This window comes from Rhizobium sp. BK176 (genome assembly GCF_024808055.1).
This window is the reverse complement of sequence record NZ_JANUBV010000001.1, coordinates 953,479-967,871: the sequence shown is the minus strand read 5'-3', so window position 1 is coordinate 967,871 and position 14,393 is coordinate 953,479. Positions and strand designations below refer to the sequence as shown.

Annotated in this window: 11 protein-coding genes; 1 reads left to right on the top strand and 10 read right to left on the bottom strand. The window is 63.0% G+C overall.

Annotated elements, in window-relative coordinates; genetic code table 11:
- Positions 1–136: 136 nt before the first annotated feature.
- On the top strand, positions 137–829 hold the full coding sequence (locus FHT76_RS05270) for a hypothetical protein (RefSeq protein WP_259184724.1): 693 nt from the start codon (positions 137–139) through the stop codon (positions 827–829).
- 56 nt (positions 830–885) lie between these two features.
- Here FHT76_RS05270 and FHT76_RS05265 read toward each other — a convergent pair whose 3' ends face one another.
- The 10 genes from FHT76_RS05265 to FHT76_RS05220 all read right to left on the bottom strand — a co-directional run bounded on the left by FHT76_RS05265 (position 886) and on the right by FHT76_RS05220 (position 14,169).
- Positions 886–1,890 carry a hypothetical protein gene (locus tag FHT76_RS05265; protein WP_259184723.1) on the bottom strand — a complete coding sequence of 335 codons (1,005 nt, stop codon included), beginning with the start codon at positions 1,888–1,890 and terminating at the stop codon, positions 886–888.
- A 12-nt stretch (positions 1,891–1,902) separates the two neighbouring features.
- Positions 1,903–5,790 (bottom strand): strawberry notch C-terminal domain-containing protein, encoded by a 3,888-nt coding sequence (locus FHT76_RS05260; protein ID WP_259184722.1) that lies wholly within the window; start codon positions 5,788–5,790, stop codon positions 1,903–1,905.
- A gap of 133 nt (positions 5,791–5,923) precedes the next feature.
- Positions 5,924–7,240, bottom strand: a complete 1,317-nt coding sequence (locus FHT76_RS05255; protein WP_259184721.1) for a hypothetical protein — start codon at positions 7,238–7,240, stop codon at positions 5,924–5,926.
- 259 nt (positions 7,241–7,499) lie between these two features.
- Complete coding sequence (locus FHT76_RS05250) at positions 7,500–8,624, bottom strand: radical SAM protein (protein ID WP_259184720.1); 1,125 nt, start codon at positions 8,622–8,624, stop codon at positions 7,500–7,502.
- Positions 8,625–8,633: 9 nt separating this feature from the next.
- Positions 8,634–9,419: a hypothetical protein gene (locus FHT76_RS05245; RefSeq protein ID WP_259184718.1), complete on the bottom strand. Its 786-nt coding sequence runs from the start codon at positions 9,417–9,419 to the stop codon at positions 8,634–8,636.
- Complete coding sequence (locus FHT76_RS05240) at positions 9,395–10,516, bottom strand: SPASM domain-containing protein (protein ID WP_259184715.1); 1,122 nt, start codon at positions 10,514–10,516, stop codon at positions 9,395–9,397. Before FHT76_RS05240 ends, FHT76_RS05245 begins: the two co-directional genes overlap by 25 nt.
- Before the next feature lie 98 nt (positions 10,517–10,614).
- Positions 10,615–11,379 carry a hypothetical protein gene (locus FHT76_RS05235; RefSeq protein WP_259184712.1) on the bottom strand — a complete coding sequence of 255 codons (765 nt, stop codon included), beginning with the start codon at positions 11,377–11,379 and terminating at the stop codon, positions 10,615–10,617.
- A 36-nt stretch (positions 11,380–11,415) separates the two neighbouring features.
- Positions 11,416–11,841, bottom strand: a complete 426-nt coding sequence (locus FHT76_RS05230) for a hypothetical protein (protein ID WP_259184711.1) — start codon at positions 11,839–11,841, stop codon at positions 11,416–11,418.
- 76 nt (positions 11,842–11,917) lie between these two features.
- Complete coding sequence (locus tag FHT76_RS05225; protein ID WP_259184710.1) at positions 11,918–13,015, bottom strand: radical SAM protein; 1,098 nt, start codon at positions 13,013–13,015, stop codon at positions 11,918–11,920.
- Entirely contained in the window at positions 13,012–14,169 is a 1,158-nt protein-coding gene (locus FHT76_RS05220; RefSeq protein ID WP_259184708.1) for a radical SAM/SPASM domain-containing protein, read from the bottom strand. The genes FHT76_RS05225 and FHT76_RS05220 overlap by 4 nt, the downstream gene beginning before the upstream one ends.
- Between the last annotated feature and the right edge of the window lie 224 nt (positions 14,170–14,393).

Below are 14,393 nucleotides of genomic sequence, written 5' to 3'. Positions count from 1 at the left end.
CAACAGAGCGCGGGTTGGGGTCTACAATTAATTGACGATATCCGACGGATTGACTTGGACACCCTTTTTGGTAGAACTCGCCCCGCAATAGGGAATCACCGAAATGACCGTGGCTGCGCGTTTCGCACAACGGAGAATGAACAGGCATAGCGGACTGATGGTCGGGAGCTGGTTGGCCGCTGTCGCCGCCGTCGCTCTCGGCGGACTTGCCTACGACACGTTCCTGTCGGGGCCGACGACGGTCGGAAGCACGCTTCTGGTCGACAGCCGGGCAGCGGACGAACTCGGCGTCATGGAGAGGCGGTCCGAGCGGTGGAAAGTGTCGATCACCTCGATACAGCGGGCGATCGACAGCGGCGCGTTCGGGAGGGCGGGAACGGACGACGTGCGCGGCCTCGCCGACACGATGGAAGCAGTCTTCGAAGCGGCGGCGCTCGATATGGGCAAGGACGGACAGCAATACGACGCGATGCGCCTCGAGGCGGCCGGATCGGATGCGTCGCGGGAACTGAAGCAGCGGATCAAATCCCTGAACGAGGTCCGCTCCTCGCTCGGACGGGCGTCGCTGTTCCTGACCGAGATCAGGACGGGGCTGCTGACCGGCGACCGCGACATGGAACTGGCGGGCAGGGATGGCCTCGCGCTCGTCGTGTCGCAGTGGATCAAGGAAAACCGCGGCGTCGAACGCTACCCTGTCTACGGAACCACCGCTTGGAGCGAGACCGTCGGTCGGCATCTGGACGACGCAAGGGCCGCCCTCGACGAGGACATGCAGGGGATTTCGAGTTCGCGCAACGGCCGGAAGGGTTTCGACCGTCTGTTGCCGTAACGGAAGAGGCCCGGATCATGAAGAACCGGGCCTCTTCCTGAGATCGCAATCACCGATCAGAGTTTCAACGAGACGGACGAGCGGGACGGCGTGGAGCCGACGTGACCGCGCAGCCTGTCCAGAGGTCCCGCGGAGACGTCACGCGCGTCAGGCACGCCAAGCGAAGGCTCCAGCGACTTCGGCGTGTTGTCTTCCACGCTGTTCGACAGAGCGTCGACCAGCTTCTCCGTGGCCTTCTCGACGGTCGTGGCCATCTCGTACTTGTCCATCAGGTCGCTGAGCTCGGCGATCAGCACGTCGGCGGTCTCGGCGTCGTCCCGGCTCATGGCCCAGGCCATCTTCGTCGTGAGATCGATGGCGTTGCGCACCGTCTCGCGCTTCCAGTTCAAGGTCTCGACGATGTCGTTGAACGTGGTTGTATTCGGGAGACCCTTGGCGACCTTGAAGACGTGATCGTCGTATTGGGCCACACCGGGGTTCTTCGCCACGCGGGCGAGATCGAGCATCGCGAGGACGGCTTCGGACTTGGCCGACCCCTTGATCGTGTCGTCGCTGAAGCGCTCGTTTTCGTCTACCGTCTTGAGGATGGCGGCGATGCCGTCGAGTTCATCGTTGGCGCGGGTGTTGATCAGGTCGAACGTTTCCTCGGTATAGGGATCGAGTTCGAGAACCTGCCGCTTCGGTTGTTCCGCGAACGGCGAGGCAGGGTCGAGATCGAGGTCGAGTTTCATCTTCGACTTCGCGGTCGCCGCTGCGCCGGTCTTTGGAATCTCGTCCGTGTTGGCAGTCTGTGGTTGGACCGGCGGCTCGCCACCGAAGAAATTGAGGTTGCCGTCGGTCTGGATGGTCGGCGCGACCGCTGCCTTGACGATCTCTCCTTGGCCGATGGCAGGATGCTTGAAGAACTTGGCCGGCTCGATGGCACCGGTATATACGCCGGCCGTTACGACCGAGCCGAGGATGGCCCCGGAGGTGAATCTCATGAGCCCGTTCGTGAACTTCGACAGCGCCGGGCCGTGCTTGCTCTTGAACGTCTGGAGTGCGGTAACTTCTTCCCTCATAGCAATATCCCTTTATCGCCTCGGACCGGAAAATGATGGCGCTGGCTGTTGCCTGGAACCACCGCCGCCGAAGTTGGGGCCGGAGGCCGGCTTCGGGCCGCCGCCGAACGAGTTCTGCTTCGCCTTGATCGTGCGGTTGTCGTAATAGAGCGGAAGGCCGAAGCCGAAGACGGCGTCGAGGAACGGCTTCAGCTTGTTGTCGGCGATACGGGCGGAAAAACCGCCGCTCTTGTCGATCTTGAACGCGCCCGCCATGAGGCCAGGACCCTTCTTGAACTTCTCCCACTCCTTTGCCCTCGGCACGATGACCGCGTAGCCGTAGTCGTCCCTTCGCAGGATCAGGCCCTCGGAGCGAGAGCGATATTCGGAGAAGATCGACAGGCCGTTGCCGAGATAGCGCAACGCCTCGTCGGAGTTGGCGATCCGCGACTTCCGGTCGGACAGCGCGCGGTGACCGCGCTCGCTGATCAGGACCGAGCGCCTGCGCTCGCCGTCGTCGCCGGTGAAGGACACCATCGCGCCGGCCGAGATTTCGGTGGCGATCAGCATGGCGCGGACGAAGTTGCCGTCGAGGAACGTCTTCGTTTCAGGAACGAGACCTCTCGGGGCGCGGTCGAAAGCCTTGAGATCGGGGTCGAGGGCATCGCGGCCGCCGCCGGTGTGGAGCCGGTAGCCCTTCTCGCGCATCAGGGTGGCGACCGAAATCTCGGAGATCGACTGGTCTCCTGGAACCGCGTAGCGGATGGTCCACTCGCCCGGCTGATGGGGGAGATCGGTGTTCCTGAGGCGCATGTCGACGATAATGCCGTATTTGCGGGTGTCGTCGGGACCGGGAACGTCGAGACCGAGGCCGGGAGCCGCGGTCTGGAGGATTTCCACCAGCCTCGCCAGTCGCTCGCTCGCCGACTTGACGGCGTTCGGGTCGCGGTCCTTGAGGGCGGCGTCGACCGAGATATAGCGGCCGCCGAGCGCCGTGCCGAGAACGGCGCGGCGATTACGCCCTATCTGCTTGATCTCGGCCTCGAAATAGGGACCCGCCATCTTGCCGGACAGTTGTCCGAGTCTGGTGCGCGACGCGGAAAGCGTCTGGGCCACCTTGGCGGCGCTGATCGGATCGCGCTCGACGAGGCCTTCCATGACGACGAGGTCGACCGGGCGGCCGAAGACGGGGCCGTCTGCTTCGACGCCTTCCTCGTAGCGCTCGCGGGAGACTTCCCTCCACGTGCCTTCGAGTTCGCGCACCCCGCGCGGCGTCTTGCCCTGGGCCTTCATGCCTTCGACGGCGTCGTTGTAGTCCTTGAGGAGGCGCGCGAAGAGTTCCTCGCTCTCCTCCGATTTCAGATATGGGAAGCCCTGGAGGTACTTGTTGATGTAGTAAAGTTCCTGCTCGGCCATCTCCTGGTCGATGTTCTTCATGGCGATGAACATGCGCTCGGCCACGCTCGGCTGGTCGGACAGGATGCGCATGGCGACCATGTTGCCGACGCTGTCTAGCATGTCAGGCACGTCCATGGCGGTGGCCGTCGAGGCGTTGGCCGACACGGTCGCGGAGAGCTTCTCGACCTTGCGGTTGTTCATGGCGAGCGAACGCATCTGCGAGGGAAGGCCCGTCGACAGCGTCTCGAAGGCCGGCGTGTTGACCTGTCCGCGGCGGTTGACGCGTCCCCAGAACTGCACGCGTTCGACGACGTTCGCCGGAATCTGGAGTTCGATCATGCGGCGGCGACGCTGGTCCTTGACCTTTTCCGAAGCGTGCAGCGACAGGCCCGTCGAGGCGGCGCGGGTGATGACGAGCGCGTCGAGGCCGCCGTTGTTGAAGGCGACGATCGTGTCGTTTCGGTTGCCCTTCTTGATCGGTGCGTAGAGGCCGTCGGTGACGCGCAGGTTGCGGGCCGAAATCTCGTCGGCCTTCCAGGGCTTTTCGATACGGCCCGCCGCGACGAGTTCGTGCGATATCGCCTCGATCCTGTCGCGGATGTCGTCGATCGGCGACAGCGACAGCGGCGGGAACTTCTCGATCATCGCCTTGATGTTTTCGGCTTCCGCGAGCGTGTAGGTGTCGGAGACCATCACCTTCTCCGGGTCTTCCTTGCCACGTCGGACCGACATATGGAGGATGCGGTCGAGCATCATGTTGAGGGCCGCGCGGAAATCCGGTGCCTGGGTTCCCTTGAGGGCTTCCTGCTCCTCGACGTCTTCCGGGTTCGGCTCGGCATCGGGATCGGGTTCGGCCGTCGACAGACCGGCCAGTTCCCGCATCAGGGTTTCCATCGTCTGCTCGATGACGACGACGGGCTTTTCGCCATCCAGAAGCGCCTGTACGCAGCGTTCGATGCAGAAGTTGACCGACAGCGCTGTCAGGAACTGGCGCAGGAGCGGCGCGCGCCGAGAACCGAAGTTCGGGCTGTACCATTTCTCCTGGGCCGCCTTGCCGCCTTCGCTCTGTGCGTCTTCGTTGCGTATCTCGATCTCGTCGTTGACCATGCGCTGGAGCTGCGCCAGGCGCGACAGTATCGGAGCGAGCGCGTCCGAATACTCCATGTTCAGGTCTTTGCGTTCCTCGTCGACGACGACATCGATCTTGATGCCGGAGAGATCGTGTTCGCGGCGGATGAGGACGCCGTCTTCCGCCAGATACTGGGCGACGGCTTCGGCCATGGAGTTGCCGCCCGCCTGCAGCGCGACGCGGACGTCTTCCGAGCGGAAGCTCGGCGGAAGGACGCGCGGATACTGGAGGAGGGATTCTCCGTCGCGCGCGAAGGTCGCCGACGAACGGATGACGCCCCAAGCCCCTGCGAGCGCGAGCTTCAGAGAACCGGAGGTGTTCGAATCCGCCCCGGTCGGTGCCGCGTTATGCGCCTCGTCCACCACGACATAAGCGCCCTTCGCCACTTCGGTCAGGAACTTCTCCTTGGCCGACCCCATTCTGTTGAACTGGCTGTAGGTACACATCAGGAAGCGGCATCCATCGGGAAGCTTGCCGGACTTGACGGCCTTGCGCAGCTCGGGGTCGGGAAGGGCCGCCGAAACGACGTCGCCTTTCTCCGAGGTAAGGTCGACGAGGACAGCGCCCGAGTTGAGGAGGAACGGCTTGCCGAGGCTTTGGACCGCTTCGATGTCTTTCAGGTCGCGATAGATGTCGGAGAAGAGGTTGGCCTTCTCGGTGATGAAGACCACGGTCCGGTTTTCACGGGCGGCGGCGAGCATGACGGCGGCTAGAACGCGGCCTTTGCCCAGTCCCGTCGCGTCGGCAAGAAGCATTTCGCGGTCGCGCTCCGTGGCGGCGATCGCCATGGCGTCGGCGTCGATCTGTTCCGGCGACAGGACGTCCCCTAGTTTTTCAAGCGAGTAGCCAAGACGATCCGCCAGGAAATCGTCGATCTGCCCGTGCGTCGCCTCGATACGGGCGAGCGCCGCCTCGGTCGGCTTCTTCATGTTGATCGGCACCATGGCGATCGGCGTTCCGAGCTTGCTGGCGGGACGGTAGACTGACTGGAAGGCGTTGTCCTTGCGGGCGTCGAGGCGCGGCTCTTCGACCGTCATGGGGGCCACGGGAACTTCGGCGTGCTTGATTGCGACGGGAGGCAGGAAGGGCGAGTGGCCGCGGAAGCGGACCCTCGTTTCGAGGACCGGCATGCGCACCTTGCGCAGATCGGGGAAGGCCGAAACGAGTTCGAGCGGCGTGTACGTTCCGCCACGGCGCGCCCACATGGTCCTCGGACCCGCGATCCTCACGAATCCGGCGTTGGCGAGAACCCTCGTCTGGACTTTGTCGAGCGGGCCGTCGCCGCGGACGACGATCGCCCATTCGCCTGGGGACTGCGCGAAATCGGCGGCCATGACCTCGAAGTTCCCGTGCTTGAGGTCGACCCATGTCGTCGCGGTGTCTGCGATAAGCATTGCAATATGTCCCGGATGGAAGGTTCTTTCAAAAATGATAGACCCCGTTCGGGAAAGGTTCCAGAGCGCAATACCAAAAGAAAAGGCGGACCTCGCGGCCCGCCTGTCTTAGTTTACCGAATTCCATTGGCCCTTAGCGGGGGCGGAACTGGCCGCCGGCCGGATCGGGAGCCTGGTTGTTGTTGTTGTCGTCGTCCGAACCGAAGTCCTGACCCTGCTGCTGCTGTTGCTCGGGACCGTCGTTTTCGACGTTGCGGGCAAGGCGCTTTTCTTCGACGCGCTTCGTGGCGTTGGCCTCGAAAATCTTGATGACTTCCGGCGAAACGTTCGGCGTCGGCAGGTCGTCGACAGAGTAGAGCTTCGTCGGATAGCGGTCGAAGGTCCAGGTCTGGTTCGCGAACCAGTCCGTGCCGCCCTGCATGGTGACAACCTGGTGCATGCCTTCGGCGATCAGGCCGTAGTGGTTGCGGCGGTTGCCGTTGTCGTTCAGGACGGGTTCGCCGGCTTCGTCGATCATCGGAGCCGTGAACTGTTCCTGCAGGTGCAGCTTGCCGGCTTCCTTCTGCCTCGTCTCGCGCTCGGCCGTCTTCTTGGCGGTCGTGAACGACCAGACCGGCCAGACTTCGAGGACGCCGTTGGAGTTGGCGATCCTGTCGGCGTTGGCGACGAAGTTCAGCCACTTGGCGGCTTCCTCGCTTTCCATCCAGCGATCAACGGCGACTTCCGGAGCGACATGAGCTTCGGCGTCCTTGTCCCAGCCGAGCCAGACCTGGGTCGAGGCGACCGAACCGGCCTTGCCGGCGTTGTTCTGGTTCACGAGACGGATGATGGCGGCAGGACGGCCACCGGCTTCCGAGGTGCGCTCGGCCAGCAGGCGGGCCAGCGTGTCGCGGAAGTTGGCGATCGCGGTTTCGCCTTCGCCGGTGATGGCGATCGCGGCTTCGTTGAAGTGGACGGTGCGGTCCTGGCGGATGAAGTTGTTCTTGATCGGCTGGAGGTAACCGACGGAAACGAAACCGGAGTGGAGCCATTCGGCGTCCGGCGTGTCCTTGAACTCGTGTTCGACGACCTTGACCCAGTTGCACTCGATCGTGCCGTCGGCCTGGAGCTGGGCGTCTTCGGCGATGACAGCCGCGTGTTCTCCCATCTTCGCGCCAGCGCCCTTCTTGCGGCCGACCTGGAGGTCGAAGACTTCCATCGGCTTCTTGTCGGCGTCCTTCGGCTCGCCGCGGTCCTTGATCCGGATGGTCACGACGTCGTTCTGCGCCTTGCCGAACGCCGGACGGATCAGGTAGCCCTCGACGGTGTCGACGCCGCGCGTCGCTTCCTTCGGGTTCTGGAGGTTGATCGCCTTGATGCGGAACGGAAGGTTGAGGGAAACCTTGCCACCGCCGCTGCCGCGGCCAGTGCGCTTCTTGAGGTCTTCCATACCGTTGAAGTCAAAATCCATTTTCTCGACCTTTCGATTATCGGCCCCGTCTGGGGCTGGGTTGGTTCATAATACAGGTTGGTGTCTTCTTTTTCGGGTAGATGTCGCACTTTCTGGGTGGACCCATCGCAAAAGAAGGTCGATCACTGCCTTGCCCCGAGAGCATTGCGCCGGCGGATGCAAGTGACAAAAGGATGTTGTGTCGATTTATTTGACGGCGCAATGCGAAAAGAAGACGTCGTTTACCAAAATCAACAGCGACGTCTTCGTTTGGGCGACGTCAGTAGAAACTGACGGACGCTTCGGGACCGAGGAGGGCCGCGACGCCCGCCTTGCGCTCCAGAAGCCATTCGACGTAGCGCTTTCCGCCGAAGCAGTCGTCGCCCTCGCGGTTGTCCTTCCAGAATTCCATCACGCATTTGTCGGCGTGTTCGCAAGACAGGCACTCCTCGTTCCTGTTCCTCGTGACCTGACGGCGGATGTAGGTCCGGCGCGCCGGCGAATTCAGGATGTCGGAAAACTCTTGGGTGACGATGTTGCCGAACGGCTGCATGAACTCCTTCCAGCCCGACCTGTAGTCGGGAAGAACGAAGTCTCCGTTGGGCATCAGGAACATGGTCTGGCCGGCGATGTTGGCGAACAGCCCGCGACCGCCCTGCGCGAGGATGAAGCGCATCTGGCCGATCTCGGGAACATGAAGGCCGGAAGACTTGCGCTCGATCCAGCGCTCCGTCAGTGCGATCATGAAGTCGGACCACGCGTTCATGGTCGGAGCGTAGCGGTCGTAGGCCCCGGTGGCGTTCTGGTCGTTCCACATGAAGGGAAGCCATGACGTTTCGACGATTCCGAGATCGGATAGGTAGTCTAGTGTCTTGACGGGACCCTGCTCGAGGATTTCGCGGTTGACCACGCTGATGGTCGAGACATCGAGGCCCGCGGCGACGGAATCGCGCACGCGACGGTCCCACTTCTTCACATACGGGCCGCCGCGCATGTCGCCGTCGTAGGAGGTCTGGAAGTGGTTGCCGCCGTACTTGCGGAACACGTCGTACCATTCGTCCTTCATCGAGACCAGGGAGGTCAGAACGGTATGGCGCACCTCGTAGCCCTTGGCAGGATCGAAGACGGCGTTGATGCGGTCGGCCATGTCCGAGAACAGCGGAATGCCCATGGAGGTTGGCTCCCCGCCGTACCAGTAGCAGATCACCGTGCGCTTGGCGATGCCGCGCGCGTCCCAGTAGGCGTCGATCTTTCGGCAGGCGTCCTCGATCAGGTCGGGAGACAGCGTCGTGCGGTCCTTGCGCTCCGCGAGGCTCAGGTAGCAGTGCGGGCAGCGCAGATGGCAAAAGAGGCTCGGCATCAGCGTCAGGACGAAATAGCCGTTCTCGATGGTGTTCGCTTCCATGACGGCTCCTCAGAATTCGAAGCGGGCGCTGCGGACGATGTCGTCGACCATCATCTTCGCCTTGTCGACGTTGGTGACAGCGACACGGCCGGCCGTGCCGAGCGCATGGAGGTGCCTGTTGTCGTAGGAGATCGCGCGAGCGTCGATCCATTTCGGCACGAAGCCCTCCGCAAACCCGGTCAACACTGCGCGGCTCGCGAACACGGTGAGGCGGCCGCTCTTCGACGGCACGGCGACTTGCGACGAGGCGAGGGAGGCGGCCAGCACGCCCCATGCCGCCTCGCAGTCCGGATCGCGCGCAGACGCCCTGCTGGCGGGTACCGTCGTCAACGTGATCTCGCCTTCGTGCTGGCGCGAATGCGGCATCAGGCCGAGGTTCGCCGGTATCCTCGTGACGAGGCCCGCCGAAGGCGAGACGAACTCCTCCGCGAGACCCGCGAGGAACCTTTCCTTCGCGCCGTACCTGTCTGCTGGAACGCCGACGGCGGCGGCGATCACCGTCATGGTGTTCGGGTGGCCGGCGAGATCGTAGGGCCAGTCGTCGTCCGACGCGTCGGACGTGAGGACGCATCTCAGACCCATGCCGAGCGCCTGTTTGAGCAGGATTATGGCAAGCACGGGGTTGTGCGCGGTGATTACGGCGTCACAGGACATCTTGCGTTCGCGCCATGCGTTGAAGTTGAACGGCAGCAGCCGTTCGACCAGCGCCTTTTTCTGGTGCAGCGTGACCCGCCGGACGGCGTCGAGACGCATGGCAGCCTGTGGCGAGATCAGCTCTTGCATGTGGACAGCCATGATCTGACCTCCTCCTTGCCGTGTTGTTGGATGAGCGCGTCGATGCGCTTGAAGAGCGCCGTCCAGACCGTGCACAGATCGGGGCGACCGTAGAGGGAGCCGGTGTCGTGGACGGCCTCGTTCATGCATCCGCCCTGGCAGGCGTCGAACCATGGACAGGTACGGCACTTGGTGTCGACGATGTCGCGCCGCGCCCGCAGCTGTTCCCAAACGTCGAGGTCGAAGCGGCCTTCGATCGCGTTGCCGAAACCGAAGTGACCGGAGTCGGCCATCTCGAAGCAGGTGTACAGCGACCCGTCGGGATCGAGGTTGATCGAGTTCTGCGCGCAGTCGCGCTGGAACGGGCAGACGGAATCGAAGAGGTGGACGTTGCCGAGACGCTTGCGCAGGAGGTGGGCGAACGGCTCGACGAGAACGCCCGACTTCATCGCCCACAGGTCGAACGCCTCCGTGAAGGCCGCGACCAGCTGATCCTGGTTGGCGTTTTCGATCTGGCTGCCGCCCTGGAATATCGCCCGCAGCACGAGAGGATAACCGAGCCTGTCTGCCGTCTCGACTTCGTGGGCGGCGTTGGTCGACCCCTGTCCGTCGACGACGAAGACCGCTCCCGGCCGCTTGCGGCGACGCCGCTCGATCGTCTGCATGGAGCGTTCGACGACCTTGCGGTAGGCGTCGGGATTTCCCTTGATCGTCCTCTGCGTGCCCCGGCCGTCCACCGACGTGCCGACCCTTCCCTGGAAAAGGGTGTCCAGTTCGAGGACGCGTCGTTCCGACCCGACGAGGTTCGACTGCACGCCGTCCCTGACATGGCCGAAGGTCTGCGCCATCTCCTCGCGGGCGATGTAGACCATTTCGCGCAGTTCGGCCTTGGGGACCAGCAGGATTTCTCCGCCGACATACTGCATGCTGACCATCGAGTGCGGGCCGCCGCATCCCATGACGGGAACGACTACGTCGCGGATGAAGCGGATCGCCTTGGTGAAGTCTTCGGCCGAGATACGCTTGTGCGGGTTCTCCTGCCACGAAGAGCAGTAGGAACAGTCGGCGTTGCAGGCCTTCACGAGCCTGAGGTGTAGGGTCAGATGACCGCCCTTCATGTGGAATTCGCTCCGGTCCGTTGCATCGGGGTATCCGACGCCATTTTCTCGGGACTTGCGCCGGCTCCGCATGGAACCTTGACCAAGTCGTCGCTCGTCTACTCCTGCGCCGGGGTCTCCGCGCCTGACTGCGCCTCGGAGCTTTGCTCGGCGGCATGAAGCCTGGCCAATTCGCTCGTGCCGTACTCGACTTGCGCGACCGCCTTCGAGCAGATGCCGATCATGACTTCGTCGAAACGGTCGACGCCGTCTTCGCCGGTGAAGGCATTCCTGACGACCGTGCGGATACGTGCCTTGAGGATATCGGATTTCTCGAGGGGAACGCGCTCATGGAAGCGGGAAAGGACGTACCCGTCGTCGGGCACGAAGTTCGAGGCATAGGTGGGGTCGAGCAATTCGACCACCATGTGCTGGAAGTAGCTGCTGATCGGCAGCATGACATTGTCGAAGTTGACGTTGGAACACCAGACCTCGGTAGCGGCCTCGATGCGCTGGCAATAGGCTTCGAACGACGCGTCGTCGAGATTTTCAGGAGGCAGGAAGGAGCCGCCGGCCCCGATCGCCTCGATCGTCGAGATCGTGTGCTTGATGTCGACGATCTCAGCCTCGGCGGGGATTTCGAGAAGGACAGACGGTTTCTGCGGCGACATCCCGTATGCGATGACGAGATCGAGGATTTCCTCGCTGAGGTCGCCGTCGCCGAGGAAGCGGGCGACGATGCCGATCTCAGAAAGGCCGGGAGGAACGTCGGTGTCCATGAATCCATCGTCGACCTCGACCCCGAACACCGTGGTGGGCAGGATTGCAGAAGGGTCTTTGGCGACCGCGTCGGCGCGAAGCGCGATGAGTTCCGAGATTTTCATGTCTGTTCCAGTCGGGATGGGGAAAAGGGACGTGTGTCAGCGCCAGCTGCGGGAGCCGTGGCAGGAGGGCTTCGGCGGAACGTATGGGGCGTAGCAGGTCGTTCCGGTGTTGGTGGAGTAGGTCGGCGGCGCGTAGCAACCCTTCGCCGTGAAATCGCGGGACTTCGCCGTCGTGTTGTCGGCCAGGACCTGCTCGGACGCTCCGGGGAAGTACTTCTCGCCGAGCGAAACGTCGCCATGGCCGAATTTCGTGGCGAGCAGCGCGAACGAGGCGTTGACCGCCTCCTGGACGGAGGGGCGGCCGACGGCCGCGTCGATCTTCGCGGCGAGCTCGTCCGTCGTCTTGACTTCCGGAAGGCTGACGACGCCGTCGGCGTTCTTCGCCACGAGGTTCATGGCATGCACGGCCAGAATGGCCATCGATGCCGAGATGACGATGCTTTTCTTTTTGACGTTGCTCATGGCCGCCCCCTGGTGCTTTTAATTGAAGACTTGGTTTCCGAGAATTATGTGACCGAATTCCATAAAAACCAAGTGGTCAAATGCTGGCCAGCGACTGCTGGTGGATTTCGAGAGCGGCCGCGAACAGTGTCCGTCCGCCCGAGCATTCGCCGGAACCGTCGTCCATCGACACGGCAAGGCAGCCGCTCGAGCAGATTTTCCTGAACGGACACTGTGTGCAGTTGACGATCTGCCGGTCCTTGCGCGCCTCGGCGTAGCCGCGCTCGAATTCGAGGTATTCGTCCGCGCCCTTGTTGTCGATCTCCGATGTCAACGCGGTGCAGCCCATCTTGTAGCCGGAGGAATCGACCGTATGGAACCTCGTGTCGCAATGGCCCGACCAGCAGCCGTAGCCGACGGCGTCGTTGGCGAGGCTTTCGACGGATTCCATCAGTCCGTCGAACGGCGACAGATGGAGGTTGCCGTTGCCGCGCGATTTCCACAGACGGTAGGCCTTCAGGATGCGCGCCATGCCCTTGGAGTAGGCCATGTTGTCGACGCCGATGCGGTCCCAGTTGCGGCGGGCGTAGCCGGTCTCGGTCAGGCGCTCGATGTGCATGCGCTCCACCCCATGGGCGACCATGAGGTCGAAGAGCTTGATCGGGTTTCGGAACTCCTCGAAGAACACCTTTGTCGCGGTCATGACGATGTACGGGTGCAGACCGTCCGCGACGAGGCGGTCGAGTGCCGGCCAGAACCGCTCTTCAAAGATCGCGTTCGTCTCCGGCCTGTCCTCGCGGAGCAGCCTGATCTTGGGATCGTAGGAAACGCCGACCTGCCCGTTGAAGCGGCGGCGGTAGACGTCGGCCCACTTGTCGGAGTAGGTCATGAGGTTCGTCTGGATGCCGTGGACGAAGTTGATCTCGGGCGCTTCGGCTTCCACCCGCCCGATCGCCTCGTCGAGCCATTCGGCCCCGAACATGGTCGGCTCGCCGCCGTGCCATTGCAGGAGGACCGTCTGGCCGGGCTTGGCGAACCTGCGGATGTCGGCGACCGAAGCTGCGACGGTGTCGACCGTCATGCGCTTGGGGTTTTTCGGGATGAAGCAGTGCTCGCAGTGGAGATTGCAGCCCTCGAAGACCCTCATGTAGACGAGGTGGTCGAAGTGCGGTGCGAAAGGTTCTCTGGCGCTCATGCCGCGCATGCTCCCTGGTTGTTCTCGCCGCCGTAACGGGTGGCCACTTCGAGTTTGGAGCCGATCTCGGCCTGGTTCAGGTAGGCGATCATCGTGTCGCGTCCGCCAGGTTGCTCGGAAAAGCGGCGGACGGCCGACAGGTACGTGCGGTAGCCGGAGCATTCGTCTTCGCCGTGGGCGGGACCGTTCGGCGTGATCGGGCAGCCTGACGCGCAGAAATGCTGGTTCTCGCAGGAGAAGCAGTAGCTCTCCTTGTGTTCGAGCGCCTGGTGGCGGATGGATTTGCGTCTGAACTTGTTGGCCGCGAACGCCTTGTATCCGTCGGCGATGTTGCCGTAGCTCTCCTCGAAGGAGGCCTTGTCGGGGCAGTTGTTGAGAGACCCGTCCGGCTCGACGACAACGAAGTCGTTCATGCAGGTTCCGCCCCAACGGTCCCCGCCGACACCGAAAAGGACGCCGGTGATCGAGGCGCGGATCGCGCCGTTCACCGGAGCCCACCCGGTCGTTTCCATCCGCTTCATCAACGCGGTGAACAGGCCGTCGAGAAAACGGGCGTGCTGTCGATTGGTCGGGCGGTCGGGAAACGAGGTCCCATAGGCGTTGTAGCGGTCGACGTTGAAGGCGGCGAAACCGCGCTCGACCATCCAGTCGACGATCCATTCCTCGCGGCCGAGTTCGTTCGTGGTCGGCACCACGCCGGGAATGACCTCGATGCCGGCATTGCGGGCCATGTCGACCTTGGTCTGCCACAGTTTGTGGTAGGCGTCGACGGAGCCGCCGATCATGCGTTGCGAAAAGTCGACCGACGTGCCGACCAATCCGTCGAACCGCGCGTTGATCAGCGGGAGGTGGTCGGGCCGCAACGGTATCAGGGACGTCTGCATGCTCTCGGTGTGGCCGGGCAGTTCGCGGTCGAGCAGCTCGCCGGCCTTGAAATACCAGTCCGCCGACTGCGTAAGCGGCTCGCCGCCGTGCCAGAGCACATGCACCTTGTCGCCGTTCCGGTAGCGGCGCATGTCGGAAAGGAAAGCCGCCGCCGAGCTCAACGTCTCCCGGCTCATGCGCGTCTTGTCGGCGCGAACCTCAAGGGGAAGGTAGCAGTGCGTGCATCCGACGTTGCATCGGTTTGTCGCCTTCATGTAGACAAGGATCATGGATCACCTCACGCAGCCGGTAACGCCATGGGCGGCGTCGCGCATGTCACGTCCTTGTTTTTCTCGAGTTGGAGGCGACTTGTCGGCACATCTGATTCCCGATGTTACCAAGTCTCCGCCAGCCTTTATAAATTCAAGAACTCACGTCCAATCAAAGTAGGTTCTCGTTGACGTGTTGACAAGGTCCAAATGCACTATGACCCAAGATAAAGCAAGACCTCGAC